The following is a 14,294-nucleotide window of genomic DNA, read 5'->3' as shown; positions in this document are numbered from 1 at the left end:
GCCCGGCCCCGCCATGGGGACACCGGGGCGCGCTACCGGGGCCTGGGGCCCGGGGCCGAGGTTCGCCGGCGCGCCGTCACCCCACAGCTCGCGCGGGAACACCTCGCGGGCCTCGGGGAAGCGCCAGGGGAAGGCGAAGTTCAGCCCGTCCTCGGAGACCTGGAGCTTGCCCTTGATGGCGCCGCTGTCGATGAGCAGCTCGATGGTCGGCAGGGTGAGGGGCCCCCACAGGGTGCCCCTGTCGTTGCGGACCCAATATTGACGGACGTCACCCTCCGCCATGCGCGGTTCTGCTCCATTCCTGCTGCGAGAAGACGGCAACCCTACCGCTCTCCCAGGAAGGCTCAAAGCAGACGGCGGGGCGGAGGGCTCATACCCTGTGTCAGGGCGTGGCCCCGTCCAGCACCGCCATCCCCAGGACCGACAGGCAGGCCGGGTCCGCCTGCTGCTCGACGGGCGGGTCGAAGCAGTGCACCTCGCTGTCGAACACCTTGCAGATGCCCGAGGGCGTGGACGCACACGCCGACTTCGAGAACGCCGTCGTGCACGCATATCCACACGCCGGGCCGGACTCCGTGTTGCGGCACTCCGGCGCGGGAATCGCGCGCTTCCAGGTGCACAAAGCCGCCGCAGGCGGGTCGAAGCAGGTGATGCGCCCGCTCGAAATCTTGCACACCCCCGCCGGCGTCCGGGTGCACCGCACGCCCTCTGACGCGTTGAGACAGTTGTAGCCACACGTCAGCTCCACCCCGTTGCTGCGGCAGTCCGCGCGGGGCGTCTCCTTGCCGTACACCGCGAAGACCACCGCCGGCGGGTCGAAGCACTCCACCTCGCCTCCGCGCGCCTTGCACACCCCGGCCGGCGACTTCGCGCACTTCACCCGGCCCGGCTGCGTCACGCAGTGGTAGCCACACGCCACCGCCCCGTCGATGGCCTTGCACTCGGGCTCCGGCAGCGCCGCGCCATACGCCTTCACCACGTACGCCGGCGGGTCGAAGCACACCGCCTGCCCGTCGATGAGCTGACAGCGCCCCTGGGGCGTCTGCGCACAGCGGGCGCGGTTCGAGTCGGACTTGCACCCATATCCACACGCCACCTGGCTGTTCATCATCCGGCAGGTGGGCGCGTTGGGGTCCTGCGAGGGTGGAGCCGAGGCCAGCGTGAGCGCCAGCACGGTGAAGAGGGAGGCGAGCATGAAGACCTCGGAGGTGAAACGACCGGGGCATTGACGCCCAAGGTGGCGGGGGACGCAAGAAGCGAGCAGCCGCGACGGCGCCCGTGGTACCCAGGCGCCGCTCGAGGCGAGGGAGACACAGGGTGGACCTACTGGTGGACGTCAGTGCGCAGCACCTGCTGCTGCTGTGTGTCGCGGCGCTGGTGGCGGGCATGGTGGATGCCATCGCGGGCGGCGGCGGGCTCATCACGCTGCCGGCGCTGCTGACGGCGGGGCTGCCCCCGCACGTGGCGCTGGGGACCAACAAGGGGCAGTCCGTGTTCGGCTCGTTCGCGGCGCTGGTGCGCTTCTCGCGCGCGGGGCTGGTGGACTGGAAGCTGGCGCGCGTGACGTTCCCCTTCGGCCTGGGCGGCGCCTTCGCGGGCGCGGCGCTGGTGCTGCTGGTGAAGCCGGAGGTGCTCAAGCCGCTGGTGCTGGTGCTGCTCATCGCCGTGGCGGTGTTCCTCGCCTTCCGCCGCGCGCCGCCCAAGGCCCCCGCGCACGCGGAGCCCTCGCCCCGCTCGCGCGCCCAGGCCATCGGCGCGCTCATCGCGCTGGCCGTCGGCACCTATGACGGGTTCTTCGGCCCGGGCACGGGCACCTTCCTCATCGTCGGCTTCAACACGCTGCTGGGCCACGGCCTGGCGCGAGCGTCCGCGGACGCGAAGGTGGTGAACTTCGCCTCCAACCTGGCGTCCGTCATCCTGTTCTCGCTCAAGGGCGTGGTGCTGTGGAAGGTGGCGCTGCCCATGGCCGCGGCGCAGTTCACCGGCGCGTGGCTGGGCGCGCACCTGGCGGTGAAGGGCGGCGACACCCTGGTGCGCAAGGTGGTGCTCGCCGTGGTGCTGGCGCTGGTGCTGAAGCTGGGACGCGACGTGGTGATGGGCTGACGGTCCTTCAGCCGATGTGCACCAGCAGCGCGCCGTCGCGGCGGGACACCTGGGCGACGAACTTCTGGAGCTCCTCGAAGTAGGAGAGCACCTCCTCGAGCGGGTCGCTGTCCTCGGGCGGCTCATCCCAGGTGCCGGGGTAGATGTCCTGGGCCTGCATCTTCGCCGGGTCGAAGCGGCGGCGCAGCGTGTTCTCGGAGACGTCCTTCAGCGCGGTGGCGAGCGCCTTCACCTGCGCGGGCGCGAAGACGCGCGCGGTGCCCTCGTCGGAGGGGATGTCGCCCACGTCGTCACCGCCGCGGACGAGGAAGTCCAACGGCGCGCTGCCCTCCCACGCGGTGCCGGTGAGCAGGTACTGGAGGGCATGCCACGCCTCGCCGATGTCCAGCTCCAGGAACGCTCCGCCCTTCGGGTCTCCGAAGTCCTCGTCGTCGTCGAGGAAGTCCTCCAGGCGCTCGGGGGCCTGAAGCAGGGCGCCGCGCTGCGCCTCCGTGACGCTGCGCAAGGTGCAGAGCATCTCCATGCGGGGGACCTCGTGTGACGCGAAAGCCGGGGGAAGTGGAGCGGCGCCGGACCCTACCAGTCCCGGGCGAGCGTGCGGAATTTCGATGCGGGCCCCTCCGCCCCCAGGTCCACCGACGCGGGCCGCGAGTCCTCGGAATGCTAGGCTTCCGACGTCGGGCCGTCGTCCTCGCGGTTGGAAGCCAGGGAGCTCGGGTATGCACCGAGGGGTTCGTTGGGTCATCGCCATCGCGGGCGTCGGGGTGTCGCTGTCGCTCGCGGCGCTCCTGCGGCGGCAACTGGCGCAAGAGCCCCGACCCAAGGTCGCCACCGCTCGGGTTTCCGACGCGGGTTCGCCGGATGCGGGCTCGATGCCCATCGAGGACCCCGAGGACCCCCGCACGCTGGCGCCTTCTCAACTGGGGCGCGTCTATGTGCGGACGCTCGACCCCTGGGGGCTCAAGCCGGTGCCGGGAATCACGGTGGCCATCGTGAGCGAGGGCCAGCCGCGTCGGCTGCATCCGGAGCAGTTGAAGACGGATGCGCAGGGCATGGCCCGCTTCCCCAAGGTGCGCGCGGGCGTGTTCACCGTCTGCGCGAAGGGGCCGCGCCACATCGAGACGTGCCAGATGAACCTGGAGCTCTCACCGGACAGCAGCCACACCGTGGAGCTGTCCATGACGGAGCGCTCCACGGCCGCTGGCAGGTGACGCTCAGCAGGGCAGCCAGGGACCCACGCCGCGCTCGCACGAGTCGTAGCAGACGGAGATGGCCTGGGCGCACACCTCGCTCGAGACCCCGCACTGGGACGGACACCAGGCGTTGGCCTGGTAGCACTCGTCCCAGCAGGAGACCTGGGCGCTCGTCGAGGTCTCGGTCTGGGGCGCCTCCGGGCTCACCGGCTCGCTCGCGGGCGCGCCGCCACCACAGCCGAGGAGGGACAGGCAGACGGCGAGGGACGCGAGGAAGGGGCGCAGCTGCATGGAGGTGCTCCGTGGCGTGGGGGATGACCGCGGACACCACTGTAGCCGAATGGCAGATGCAGACTCGTTCCCAGTTCGGCGTGCCGCCGCGCGCCCCGCACGGCTAGCTGCAGACGCGGCTCTTCACGGGACAGGGCAAGTCGAAGCTGCCCTCCACCCGGATGGTGCGCTCGGTGGCGTCCTTCTTGTTGGCGGAGCTGTGCGTGCGGGCGGTGAACTTGAACGTGCCCGCGACGCCGCGGCCGTCGAACCGGGTCAGCACCAGGACGCCGGGCACGGTGAGCATGTAGTTGACGCCCTTGAGGCGCAGCGCCACGGGCAACTCGCCGGGCTTCTCGTCCAGCGTGACGAGCGGGTACGCGCCGGGCTTGAAGGGAACGCTCTCCTTGGTGTTCTGCCCGGAGAGGATGCTCAGGCTCGCCGACTGGATGCCGCCCGCGCTGATGCAGTGGATGGACAGGGGGCCGCTCATCGTCCCCTTCGCCGCGAGCTTCGCGGCGGCGGCCTGGACCTTCTTGGGGTCCTGCTTCATCCGGCTGTGGATCTTCTCGTAGACCGCGCGCATCTCCTCGGGAGACATCCAGTGGTCCGAGGTGGCGGACTGCGTGCCGCCCTTGCCGGAGAAGGCCAGCTGCAGGCCTCCCATCACCCGGACCTCACAGGTGCCCTCGCGCCGCGCCGCGAGCGCGGGCAGCGAGCAGAGCATCACGAGGGCGACGGCGGCGGCGTGTCGCATGGGGCGGCTTTCCGGGGCAGGGGGCGGCACGAGGCCGCCCGGTGGTTCCCGGACTGTAGAACGTCAGGGCGTCGGAGAGGCGCTCTTCGGGGTGCCGGTCTCCGGCGGCCGGTCGATTTCCTCGGCCGGGAAGTTGGCGGCCGCCTCCAGGTAGCGCGGCGGCTGGATGCGGCGGCGGTCGCGCTTGTTGAGCCCCTCGGGCTCCACGTAGGTCGGCTCCGCGCCTGCGCGCTGCTCCACGAGGGAGCCGTCGCAGAAGTGCCACCGGAAGGTGCCGTCCATTGCGGCGCGCGCGTAGAACACCGTGGCCTCGCCAATCTTCGGGTCGGCGGTGCACCACGTGCCGCGCGCGGTGGCCTCGCGCTGGGGCGACTCCTCCTTCCACTTGTCCTGGGCCTGGCGCAGCGACACGGCGGCGAGCACCGAGTCCGCGCTGGACAGCCGCTCGCGCGCCTCCTTCACCAGCTCCCCACCCCGGCGCGAAATCTCCGGGAAGGCGCCCTTGTCCTTGAACCCGCACTGCGCGAGGCCCCGGAGGTTGTTCTCGTGGACCGCCAGCACCGGCGGCAGCGTCTGCTGGGCCTCCTTCAGGAGCTCCACCTGCTTCGCATGGTCCAGCGAGGCGGGCGTGTCGAGCTTGTCGGTGCCGTTGACGAAGCGCGCCAGCACGCCGTTGACGGCCGTCAGCTCGTCCGACAACCAGCGCTGCTCCGCGTCACAGGGGCTGGCCTTGGCACCCCCGTAGTCTCGGTAGTCCGCTCGGGAGATGCCCAAGCTGTAGTGCAGGACCGGAGGGGCGGGCCGGGACGCGCACGCCGACAGCGACGCGCCCAGGGCCGCGAGCAGGACTCGGCGACCAGTGACCTTCATGACGCCCCAGTCTGCCATCTGGTTTGCGTGCGAACAAACCACGAGGCGGGCCGGGGCGCCGTTTCACACTAGGAGTGTGAGGGAGTGACTAGAGCGGGCACACGATGGGCCCGCGGCTGCCACAGACGTTGCGGGGGATGAAGTAGTGGCCGAGCTCGTCGCTCCAGTACGCGTACATCTGCAGGCCGTTGTTGCAGCGCACCGAGGGCGTCATGACGATGCAGTGCAGGTCCTCGTTGTACTCCAGGGCGGCCTCCGTCTGGGCCAGCTCGGGGGCGGCCGCCTCGGGCTGCCCGTCCAGGGCCTCGGTGCCACCACAGCCCGCCAACAGCACGCCAGCCAACCACAGCCCCTTCATGTTCCAGCTCCGCATGGTGCCTCCAGGTGAGCGACCGCTCGGGTCGAACTGAGTAGCAAAAGCATCTGGGTTGCGCGGGTCGCATTTAAAGTCGCGGACGGCTCCCGGCGGGGCGGAGAAATCGTGTCCCCTCCCGGGAAGATGGTGCGGGCGCGTCGTTGACCCGTGGGTGGGCGCGCCTCCTCGCGCGTCCCGGACTCGGAGACACGCGATGCGCGGACGCAGGCGGTTCCCTCGGTGCTCGTGGGTGGGAGTGCTTTCGCTGGCCCTGCTGTGGGGCACGGGCTGTGGCGAGGCTCCGCCCGACACTCCGGACGTGGCGCTGCCGGACGAGGTGCTGGAGGGGGCCTTCGTGGCGGTGCCGCGGGAGGTGGGGGCCGCCGAGCGACAGCAGGTGGAGCAGAAGCTGCGAGGCGTGGTGGAGGACTCGGGGCGCGGCTTCTACCTGGCCATCCGTCGGGACCAACTGGCGACGAAGTGGTTCTTGTCCGCGTACATCCAGCAATACCACCCGGGAGGCGCCGCCTACTTCGCGGCCAACTCGCTGGGCACGCGCGTGGTGAGCTTCAAGGAGCAGAACGGCAAGCTGTTCGTCCTGGATGTGGATGACCGCAAGGTCCTGAGCGACATCTTCGACCCGCAGGTGTTGGTGGAGGCGTATCCCATCGTGGAGGACCACCCGCCGTTCCACCGGCGGCGGGGCTCGGAGCAGTACGTGCTCATCGACCCGGCGGCGGGGCTCAACCGCTTCGGGGTGATGGGGGACCTGAACGCGGTGATGATGCGCGCGCAGTTCCAGGTGGAGCTGAGCCTGGCGCAGAAGCTGCGGCCCATCGCGGACGGCGTCACCTTCGAGCAGGTCTTCACCGGCTACTCGAACCTGCCGGATGACATGGCGCCGCTGTACCTGGAGGAGAACCCCTTCCGCACGTCGGGCACGCTGAGCATCGCGCTGCGCCGCTACCAGGAGAGCCCGGGGTACGTGCCCACGCCCGCGCCCGCGCGGGAGCACTACTTCCTGAGCGAGCCGAAGCTGATTCCGAACACGGGAGGCGCCACCGAGCGCGTGGCCGCGAAGTGGGCCATCCAGCCGGGCATGACGCCCATCCGCTGGCGCATCACACCCAGCCTGCTCACGGTGCAGGCGGACCCGCGCTTCCAGGCGTATGACCTGGTGGGCGCGGTGAAGCGGGGCATCGAGGGATGGAACACGGCCTTCGGCTTCCCGGCGCTCGAGGCGGTGATGGGGGACAGCTCGAGCGACTTCGGCCGCGATGACGAGAACCACCTCATCGTCGACCCGGACCGCGCGGCGTCGTTCGCTTTCGCCGATTGGCGGACCAACCCGAACACCGGCGAGATTCGTGGCGCCAGCATCTACCTGGGCAGCAACTGGCTGGAGGTGGCGCACCAGACCTTCTCAGGGGACGTGGGCGCGCTGGTGGCCACCGAGCGCCCCGCCTCGTCGCTGCGGATGTCCTGGGCCGGCATGGGGGGCGAGGCGCGGTGTGACTTCCACTCCGAGGCGCTGCTCGAGCAGGGCGAGCAGGGGGCGGAGCTCCTCGTCGAGCCCGGCTCGCCGATGACCAAGAAGCAGAAGGTGGAGGCGTACCTCACGTACCTGGTGCTGCACGAGGTGGGGCACACGCTGGGGCTTCGGCACAACTTCGCGGGCTCACAGGTGTACGACGGCGGCGCGACGGGGGCGCGCTCCAGCTCGGTGATGGAGTACCTGGACCCTCGGGATGCCGTGTACGGCGACGCGCCGGGCGCCTACGACGTGCAGGCAGTGCGCTACCTCTATGGCCTGTCCCCGGACCTGCCCACCGAGCCGTACTGCACCGACGTGGACGCGCGCGTCGACCCGTACTGCAACCGGTATGACCGCACCGACGAGCCGCTGACGAAGTTCTACGTGCCCGCGATGAACGTGGCGATGAACACCCTGCTGAATGTCTCGCACCCCCTCCTGTATGCGTCGCTGGCAGGCCGGTTCAACGCGACGGCCAACCCCGTGCTCCAGTTCGTGCGCGCGGGCAGCCCGGCGGTGCAGGCGCAGGCGTATCAGCTGGCGATGCAGCAGGTGCGCCCGCCGCTGGTCATCCCTCCTGGGGCTCCCGCCCACTACGCGTCGCGCGCGGATGACCTGGCGCGCAGGCTCCTGGCGCGGCTGTACCTGGACCCGGCGGCGCAGCGAGGCCCCTTCAGCGCCAACCCGCCCGACGCTCCCGCGCTGACGTCGCTGGTGCTGGCGGACGTGCAGGGCATCCTGCTCAACTCGGATGGGGTGCGCGGGTACGCCGCGCGCCGCGCCATGGTGGACATCCTGAAGGTCCAGCAGTCGCTGGCCGCGTACTCCATCCTGATGTCCGCGCGGGACTCGCTCACCGCCGCGCTGCCCACGCTGAGCGCCGATGAGAGGTTGCAGACGACGGACCTGATTGCCCGCATCACCGCCGCGCTGTCCCCGTACTACCGCTGAATCCCTCGCGCGAGTTGGCGCACCCGGGATGCAGGTGCAGTCCAGGGGGGGCTGTGCCTACGCTCGGGGCATGTTCTCGTTGCTCGTGGGGCTCACCGCTTCACTCCTGGCCGCGTCCCCTGTCGCGAAAGGGGATGCGTGCGAGGGGAAGGTCCGGGTCCACCGGGCCTGGGTGTTCCGGGGCGGGGCGACGGTGCAGCCCCCTCCGTCCACGGAGTTGGTGGCCATCGACTTCTCGCACCGGGACGCGGAGCCCGTCCGAATCCATCTCCAGGATGGAGCGGGGAGGCCCCCCGCGTCCGACTTCCAGTGGGTGTTGCTGGATGACCAGGGCGCGCCGGTGGACCGCTACTTCGAGTCGCTCGGCGCCGCGGCGAAGCCTCGACGACTGGCGCTCATCACCGCGGTGCCCAAGGGCACCCGCGCGCTGAAGCTGACGTTCCAGGGCGTGTGCGTCGTGGACCTCACGGTCCAGGCCCGAGGGCCCGAGTGGCCGCCGCTGCCCCAGGTGGAGCTGCGCTCCTGGACGCGCCAGGGCCCCGCCGCCACCGCGCTCGTCGCTGTCCGCTGGTTGCTGGACGGAGAGCTGCCCACGGGCTCCGCGCTTCAGGGAAACAAGCTGCGTCGGCCCATCGCCGCCATCGCCGTGGACGCGAAGGGACAGCGCTTGTCGCGAGGCACGCTCCAGCGGCGGCACTTCCTGGTGCGCTACTGGCTGGACGCGGACTCGCCGGAGCTGCTCGAGTCCCACTCCGGCCCGCTGCGACTGCCTCCGCTCGTGGAGGCGCCGCTGCCCGCGCCCCTGACGAGGGCGCTCACGCGGGTGGAGGCGTTGGCCGCCGAATCGGACGACCCCTACGAGGCGAGGCGCTTCGGACTATCGCCCCGGCCCTGAACGACGGGGTTGCGGCGCGCGCGAGACCGGGCACGCGCCGCCACGCCCTGGCTACTCGACGACGACGAGCTTCGCGTTGTTCTCCACGGTGGTGCCTTCCTTGGCGAACAGCTCGGTCACCTTGCCCGCCTTGGGGCTCTTGAGCTCGTTCTCCATCTTCATGGCCTCCACCACCACCAGGCCCTGGCCCTCCTTCACCTCGTCGCCCACCTTCACCAGCACCTTCACCACCTTGCCCGGCATGGGCGCGGTGACCAGCTGCTTGCCCTCCACGGAGAAGCCCGCCGTGCCCGCGCGCAGCCGCAGCCGACGCTCGTCCGCGACGTCGAAGCGGCTCACCTGGCCGCGGAGCAGCACGCCCACCTCGTCGCCGTTCTCCTCGAACTCGACGCTGTAGGACTGGCCGTCCACCAACATGCTCATGGTGCCGTGCTCGAGCGCGAGCGCGTCCACCTGGTACGTGACGCCGTTGACGGTGAGCTTGTAGCGCTCGCCACCCAGCGCCTCCAGGTCCACCGGCACCGCTTCCTTCTGTCCCTGCTGCTTCGTGAAATAGCGCATGGAAGTCTCGTGAGCCTCAGGGTGGGGTTAGCGGCGACGCGAGCGCAGCGCCTGGCGCCACGCGCTGACCTGGCCCGTGTCGGAGCTGCTCGCGGCCTTGGCGCCGGGGAGCGTCTTGGCGCGCTTGGCATCGCGCTGGTGCGCGTAGACGACGCTCGCCAGCAGCGCCATCTCGCTGAGCTTCGGGTCCTCCACGCCCTGCAGCGTGGTGTGCTCGCGGCCGAGGAAGCCCGTGTCGTAGTCGCCCTCGACGAACTCCGGGTGCGCCAGAATCGCCCGCAGGTAGCGGATGTTGGTGGTGATGCCCTTCACCACGTACTCGGACAGCGCGCGCTGCGCCCGGGCGATGGCCTCGCGCCGCGTGGGGGCCCACACGGACAGCTTGGAGATCATCGGGTCGTAGACGTTGGGCACCGTGTACCCGGGGAACACGCCCGAGTCGTCGCGCACGTTGGGTCCGCCCGGCACGCGCAGGTACGTAATCTTGCCCGGGCTGGGCATGAAGTTGCGCGCGGGGTCCTCCGCGTACACGCGCACCTCGATGGAGTGGCCCTGCGGCGCGGGCGCCTGGAGCAGGGGCAGCTTCTCGCCCTCGGCGACCTTGATCTGCAGCGCGACCAGGTCCAGCCCCGTCACCCACTCCGTCACCGGGTGCTCCACCTGGAGGCGCGTGTTCATCTCCAGGAAGTAGAAGTTGCGGTGCACGTCGACCAGGAACTCCACCGTGCCCGCGCCCACGTAGTTGACGGCCTTGGCCGCCTTCACCGCGACCTCGCCCATCTTCGAGCGCAGCTCCGGCGTGAGGATGGGGCTGGGCGTCTCCTCCACCACCTTCTGGTGACGGCGCTGCGCCGAGCACTCGCGCTCGTTCAGGTGGATGACGTTGCCGTGCGTGTCGGCGAACACCTGGATTTCGACGTGGTGTGGCTTCTCGAGATACTTCTCGATGTAGACGGCGTCGTTGCCGAAGGCGTTGAGCGCCTCGCTCTTGGCGGAGCGCCACGCGGACTCGAAGTCACCGAGCCCCTCCACGCGGCGCATGCCCTTGCCGCCGCCGCCGCCCGCGGCCTTGAGCATGATGGGGAAGCCGATCTTCTGCGCGTACTCGCGCGCCTCGGCCTCCGTGGCGATGGGCTCGGTGGTGCCGGGGACCACGGGCACGCCGGCCTTGATCATGTTCGCGCGGGCGCGGGTCTTCTCGCCCATGGCGTCCATGGCGGAGGCCGGCGGACCGATGAAGGTGATGCCGGCGGCCTCGCAGGCGCGCACGAAGGAGGCGTTCTCGGAGAGGAAGCCATAGCCGGGGTGGATGGCGTCCGCGCCGGCGGCCTTGGCGGCGTCGAGGATGCGCTGCTGGACCAGGTAGCTCTCCCGGGAGGGCGGAGGGCCGACGAAGATGGCCTGGTCCGCGGTGCGGACATGCAGGGCGGCGCGGTCCGCCTCCGAGTACACCGCCACGGTGGCGATGCCGAGCTCCTTGCAGGTGCGCATCACCCGGATGGCGATCTCGCCGCGATTGGCGACGAGCACTTTGCGGATCTTGGGCATGGGCGCCCGTCTACCACGGGCCGCCTCGTTTTGCGTGGGTTGGATGCGGGCCCCGTTGTTGGCACCGAGCGCGTCCTGTCGGGCTCTCGGAGGGAGTGGAGGCTTCCACCTCCACGCTCGAGTCCACCCGGTACGTCTCGAACCTCTTCCCGCCCGGAAGACCCCTCCGGGCGTCACACGCGCGCGCCCTACTTCCGCGCGCTGCGGTACTGCTCCATGTACGCCCGCGCCTGCGCGAGCTTCGCCTCGACGAACCGGTCATCCTCATCCGGCTCCGGAGGCTTGGACGGCACCGCGGCGGCGTCCCCACCGAAATCCACGGCCGCGGCCAGCAGGTTGCGCGCGGTGTTGCCACCCCCGAGCATCCGCGCCAGCAAGCCCGTCTCCACGTCCAGCCAGCGAGCGGCCTGGCGCATCACATCCAGCACCTCGCCCTCCACGGCCTTGGAGGGACGGCCCGGGCCGCTGACGCACGTGCGCGCGTAGCTGTGCTCCCGGTCCACGAAGATGCCCAGCGTGCGCTCACGGAAGTCCTGGGAGAGGGCCTGCGCCATGGCGTCGAGCTGCTCCTCCAGGAAGGGCTGCTCGGACTTGCGCGCCTTGCGGCCAGGGGCCGGGGGCAGGGCCACCTCCGCGGCGTGCCAGCCCGCATCGGCCAGCCCGTCCGGGGGCGTTTCCACCCACTTCACCTCCGGCGTGGGGAGGTCCACCGCCTCGCAGACACGCTTGAGCGTCTGACGCAGTGCGGTGAGGTTGCCTTCGACGTCGGCGAGAAACAGAAGGAGTCGGCGGTGGGGCAAAATGGGGGTTCCTTTCCTGGCCCGGTGAAAGCCCTCGGGCCGCACGAGAATTTCCCGCGCGGCCCGAGCCTGCCTGCTCTCCAGCCGAGGGAGAGCAGGCGTCCAGGGGCCCGGAAGGGAGCCTACAGCGGGATGTTCCCGTGCTTGCGCGGCGGGTTCTCCTGACGCTTGTCCTTCAACATCTCCAGCGCCCGGATGACCTTGGCCCGGGTCTCCTCGGGGCGGATGACCTCGTCGATGTAGCCCAGCTCCGCCGCCTTGAACGGGTTGGCGAACTTCTCGCGGTAGTCGTTCACCAGCTTCGTGCGCTCGGCCGCGGCGTCCTGCGCCTTGTTCAGCTCGTTGCGGAAGATGATGTTGACCGCGCCCTCGGGGCCCATCACGGCGATTTCGGCGGTGGGGTAGGCGTAGTTGATGTCCGCGCGGATGTGCTTGGACGCCATCACGTCGTACGCGCCGCCGTAGGCCTTGCGGGTGATGAGGGTGATTTTGGGGACGGTGGCCTCGGCGAAGGCGTACAGCAGCTTGGCGCCGTGGGTGATGATGCCGCCCCACTCCTGGTCGGTGCCGGGCAGGAAGCCGGGCACGTCCACCAGGGTGAGCAGGGGGATGTTGAAGCAGTCGCAGAAGCGCACGAAGCGCGCGGCCTTCACGCTGGCGTCGATGTCCAGCACGCCGGCGAGCACCGCGGGCTGGTTGGCGACGATGCCCACGCTCTTGCCGTTCATGCGCGCGAAGCCCACGACGATGTTGCGCGCGTAGTGCTCCTGCACCTCGAAGAAGTGCTTGTTGTCGACGACGGCCTTGATGATGTCCTTGATGTCGTAGGGCTTGTTGGGGTTGCTCGGGACAATCGTCTTGAGCGACTCCTCGGCCCGGAACGGGTCGTCGTCACACGGCTGGACGGGCGGGTCCTCCTGGTTGTTGGAGGGCAGGAACGACAGCAGCTCGCGCGTCATGACGATGGCGGCCTGCTCGTTCTCCGCGGCGAAGTGCGCCACGCCGGACTTCTGGTTGTGCGTCAGCGCGCCGCCCAGGGACTCCTTCGACACCTCCTCGTGCGTCACCGTCTTGATGACGTCCGGGCCGGTGATGAACATGTACGAGGTGTCCTTCACCATCATGATGAAGTCGGTGATGGCGGGCGAGTACACCGCGCCGCCCGCGCACGGACCCATGATGAGCGAAATCTGGGGCACCACGCCGGAGGCCAGGGTGTTGCGCAGGAAGATGTCCGCGTAGCCCGCGAGGCTCTCCACGCCCTCCTGGATGCGCGCGCCGCCGGAGTCGTTCAGGCCGATGACGGGCGCGCCCACGCGGGTGGCCATGTCCATGATCTTGCAGATCTTCTGGGCATAGGCGCCGGACAGCGAGCCGCCGAAGACGGTGAAGTCCTGGGCGAAGACGAACACCTGTCGGCCCTCGACGGTGCCGTAGCCGGTGACGACGCCGTCGCCCGGAATCTTCTTGTCGCCCATGCCGAAGTCGGTGGAGCGGTGGGTGACGAACTTGTCCAGCTCGCAGAAGGAGCCGGGGTCGAGGAGCAGGTCGATGCGCTCGCGAGCGGTGAGCTTGCCGGCCTCGTGCTGTTTGGCGATGCGGTCCGCACCGCCGCCCAGCTCGGCCTGCTTCTCCATCTGCTGGAGGCGTGCGCGGAGGGGGTCCTTCTCGGTGGTCTCGTCCATGGGCCCGCGCTCTAGCACGATTGGGGCGCTCGCGCGCTGCCCGCCTTCGCTCAGGCGGCGCGTCGGGCGGGGTCGTCCTTTACCGGGCCCATCAGGACGGGGAGCAGCGCGTCCACTGCCAACAAGTCCAGGCCGTAGCGCTGGCGGACCTCCTCCAGGGGGCGCGCCCACAGCTCGCTCCAGGGGGCGCCGAACACGGGGTGGGCGCGGCGTCCCAGCACCCAGCCTCGGGCGAGCGCCTGGACGCGGGCGTCGCGCTCGGAGAAGGCGTAGAGCAGGGTGTTGGCGAGCCCGCCGGTGAGGATGCCGAGCGCGAAGGGGGTGCCCACCTGCGCCAGGCTGAAGGCCTGGACGCCCAGCTCTCCGGCCACGTCGGTGTCGAAGCCGGTGAGCACGTGCCAGATGTCATGGGACTCGAGCAGGTGCGCGCGCACGTAGTCCTCGGGGGTGTGGGCCTCGCGTTGGGGCAGGGCGTCGGGGTCCAGGCCGTTGCGCTCCAGGTGGTCGATGAACGCGCGGCCCAGGGTGCCCTCGGGCAGGGCTCGCAGCGTGGCGAGCGGGAGGCGGCCCACGCGGGGGCGCTCGGCGAGGGCGCGGGCGCAGGTGGGGGATTGGCTCAGTCGCTCCACGATGCGGCGCATGGCGGTGGGGGGCACGAGCACGCGGGCCAGGTCGATGATGTCCTGCAGGCGGTGGGGGTCCCTGAGCACGCGGGCCGCTCGCCAGACTTCGCGGGCGAGGGTGAGGGGGCTGTTCAGGTTCATGCGGGGCC

At 70.4% G+C, this 14,294-nt stretch carries 15 protein-coding genes; 4 read left to right on the top strand and 11 right to left on the bottom strand.

Annotation, left to right across the window (positions count from 1 at the left end; genetic code table 11):
• Positions 1-382 precede the first annotated feature (382 nt).
• On the bottom strand, positions 383-1,195 hold the full coding sequence (locus OWM54_RS14895) for a hypothetical protein (RefSeq protein ID WP_223746177.1): 813 nt from the start codon (positions 1,193-1,195) through the stop codon (positions 383-385).
• A gap of 191 nt (positions 1,196-1,386) precedes the next feature.
• Between OWM54_RS14895 and OWM54_RS14890 the strand changes: the two genes are divergently transcribed.
• Complete coding sequence (locus OWM54_RS14890) at positions 1,387-2,103, top strand: TSUP family transporter (RefSeq protein WP_255652742.1); 717 nt, start codon at positions 1,387-1,389, stop codon at positions 2,101-2,103.
• 7 nt (positions 2,104-2,110) lie between these two features.
• On the opposite strand, the gene OWM54_RS14885 is transcribed toward OWM54_RS14890, so the two are convergent.
• Complete coding sequence (locus OWM54_RS14885) at positions 2,111-2,626, bottom strand: YfbM family protein (protein ID WP_141331012.1); 516 nt, start codon at positions 2,624-2,626, stop codon at positions 2,111-2,113.
• 196 nt (positions 2,627-2,822) lie between these two features.
• Here OWM54_RS14885 and OWM54_RS14880 point away from each other — a divergent pair, with 196 nt between their 5' ends.
• Positions 2,823-3,314: a hypothetical protein gene (locus OWM54_RS14880; protein ID WP_223746178.1), complete on the top strand. Its 492-nt coding sequence runs from the start codon at positions 2,823-2,825 to the stop codon at positions 3,312-3,314.
• Between the two features lie 3 nt (positions 3,315-3,317).
• Here OWM54_RS14880 and OWM54_RS14875 read toward each other — a convergent pair whose 3' ends face one another.
• From OWM54_RS14875 to OWM54_RS14860, 4 genes are all read right to left on the bottom strand, one after another.
• Positions 3,318-3,587: a hypothetical protein gene (locus tag OWM54_RS14875; protein ID WP_223746179.1), complete on the bottom strand. Its 270-nt coding sequence runs from the start codon at positions 3,585-3,587 to the stop codon at positions 3,318-3,320.
• A 103-nt stretch (positions 3,588-3,690) separates the two neighbouring features.
• Complete coding sequence (locus OWM54_RS14870) at positions 3,691-4,323, bottom strand: hypothetical protein (protein WP_223746180.1); 633 nt, start codon at positions 4,321-4,323, stop codon at positions 3,691-3,693.
• A gap of 63 nt (positions 4,324-4,386) precedes the next feature.
• A complete protein-coding gene (locus tag OWM54_RS14865; protein WP_223746181.1) occupies positions 4,387-5,193 on the bottom strand; it encodes a hypothetical protein in 807 nt (268 codons plus the stop codon).
• An 88-nt stretch (positions 5,194-5,281) separates the two neighbouring features.
• A complete protein-coding gene (locus tag OWM54_RS14860) occupies positions 5,282-5,566 on the bottom strand; it encodes a hypothetical protein (protein WP_223746182.1) in 285 nt (94 codons plus the stop codon).
• Positions 5,567-5,798: 232 nt separating this feature from the next.
• On the opposite strand from OWM54_RS14860, the gene OWM54_RS14855 reads away from it, so the two are divergent.
• Complete coding sequence (locus tag OWM54_RS14855) at positions 5,799-8,033, top strand: zinc-dependent metalloprotease (RefSeq protein ID WP_223746183.1); 2,235 nt, start codon at positions 5,799-5,801, stop codon at positions 8,031-8,033.
• 70 nt (positions 8,034-8,103) lie between these two features.
• On the top strand, positions 8,104-8,928 hold the full coding sequence (locus OWM54_RS14850) for a hypothetical protein (protein WP_223746184.1): 825 nt from the start codon (positions 8,104-8,106) through the stop codon (positions 8,926-8,928).
• Between the two features lie 51 nt (positions 8,929-8,979).
• On the opposite strand, the gene OWM54_RS14845 is transcribed toward OWM54_RS14850, so the two are convergent.
• The 5 genes from OWM54_RS14845 to OWM54_RS14825 all read right to left on the bottom strand — a co-directional run bounded on the left by OWM54_RS14845 (position 8,980) and on the right by OWM54_RS14825 (position 14,286).
• Complete coding sequence (locus OWM54_RS14845; RefSeq protein ID WP_141331022.1) at positions 8,980-9,489, bottom strand: biotin/lipoyl-containing protein; 510 nt, start codon at positions 9,487-9,489, stop codon at positions 8,980-8,982.
• A gap of 27 nt (positions 9,490-9,516) precedes the next feature.
• Positions 9,517-11,037, bottom strand: a complete 1,521-nt coding sequence (gene accC / locus OWM54_RS14840; RefSeq protein ID WP_223746185.1) for an acetyl-CoA carboxylase biotin carboxylase subunit — start codon at positions 11,035-11,037, stop codon at positions 9,517-9,519.
• A gap of 188 nt (positions 11,038-11,225) precedes the next feature.
• Positions 11,226-11,837 carry a hypothetical protein gene (locus tag OWM54_RS14835; protein ID WP_267697923.1) on the bottom strand — a complete coding sequence of 204 codons (612 nt, stop codon included), beginning with the start codon at positions 11,835-11,837 and terminating at the stop codon, positions 11,226-11,228.
• A gap of 122 nt (positions 11,838-11,959) precedes the next feature.
• Positions 11,960-13,522 carry an acyl-CoA carboxylase subunit beta gene (locus tag OWM54_RS14830; protein WP_046711264.1) on the bottom strand — a complete coding sequence of 521 codons (1,563 nt, stop codon included), beginning with the start codon at positions 13,520-13,522 and terminating at the stop codon, positions 11,960-11,962.
• Positions 13,523-13,572: 50 nt separating this feature from the next.
• Complete coding sequence (locus OWM54_RS14825) at positions 13,573-14,286, bottom strand: Coq4 family protein (protein WP_223746186.1); 714 nt, start codon at positions 14,284-14,286, stop codon at positions 13,573-13,575.
• Between the last annotated feature and the right edge of the window lie 8 nt (positions 14,287-14,294).

It is taken from the genome of Myxococcus sp. MISCRS1 (genome assembly GCF_026626605.1).
Classification (GTDB): Bacteria; Myxococcota; Myxococcia; order Myxococcales; family Myxococcaceae; genus Myxococcus; species Myxococcus fulvus.
The sequence above is the reverse complement of the archived record's forward strand: the minus strand, read 5'-3'. Positions and strand labels throughout refer to the sequence as shown.

What these genes read in the sequence shown, in the direction of transcription:
- OWM54_RS14895 (WP_223746177.1), bottom strand. Translation starts at nt 1,195, where the DNA reads ATGCTCGCCTCCCTCTTCACCGTGCTGGCGCTCACGCTGGCCTCGGCT.
- OWM54_RS14890 (WP_255652742.1), top strand. Translation starts at nt 1,387, where the DNA reads ATGGTGGATGCCATCGCGGGCGGCGGCGGGCTCATCACGCTGCCGGCG.
- OWM54_RS14885 (WP_141331012.1), bottom strand. Translation starts at nt 2,626, where the DNA reads ATGGAGATGCTCTGCACCTTGCGCAGCGTCACGGAGGCGCAGCGCGGC.
- OWM54_RS14880 (WP_223746178.1), top strand. Translation starts at nt 2,823, where the DNA reads ATGCACCGAGGGGTTCGTTGGGTCATCGCCATCGCGGGCGTCGGGGTG.
- OWM54_RS14875 (WP_223746179.1), bottom strand. Translation starts at nt 3,587, where the DNA reads ATGCAGCTGCGCCCCTTCCTCGCGTCCCTCGCCGTCTGCCTGTCCCTC.
- OWM54_RS14870 (WP_223746180.1), bottom strand. Translation starts at nt 4,323, where the DNA reads ATGCGACACGCCGCCGCCGTCGCCCTCGTGATGCTCTGCTCGCTGCCC.
- OWM54_RS14865 (WP_223746181.1), bottom strand. Translation starts at nt 5,193, where the DNA reads ATGAAGGTCACTGGTCGCCGAGTCCTGCTCGCGGCCCTGGGCGCGTCG.
- OWM54_RS14860 (WP_223746182.1), bottom strand. Translation starts at nt 5,566, where the DNA reads ATGCGGAGCTGGAACATGAAGGGGCTGTGGTTGGCTGGCGTGCTGTTG.
- OWM54_RS14850 (WP_223746184.1), top strand. Translation starts at nt 8,104, where the DNA reads ATGTTCTCGTTGCTCGTGGGGCTCACCGCTTCACTCCTGGCCGCGTCC.
- OWM54_RS14845 (WP_141331022.1), bottom strand. Translation starts at nt 9,489, where the DNA reads ATGCGCTATTTCACGAAGCAGCAGGGACAGAAGGAAGCGGTGCCGGTG.
- accC (WP_223746185.1), bottom strand. Translation starts at nt 11,037, where the DNA reads ATGCCCAAGATCCGCAAAGTGCTCGTCGCCAATCGCGGCGAGATCGCC.
- OWM54_RS14830 (WP_046711264.1), bottom strand. Translation starts at nt 13,522, where the DNA reads ATGGACGAGACCACCGAGAAGGACCCCCTCCGCGCACGCCTCCAGCAG.
- OWM54_RS14825 (WP_223746186.1), bottom strand. Translation starts at nt 14,286, where the DNA reads ATGAACCTGAACAGCCCCCTCACCCTCGCCCGCGAAGTCTGGCGAGCG.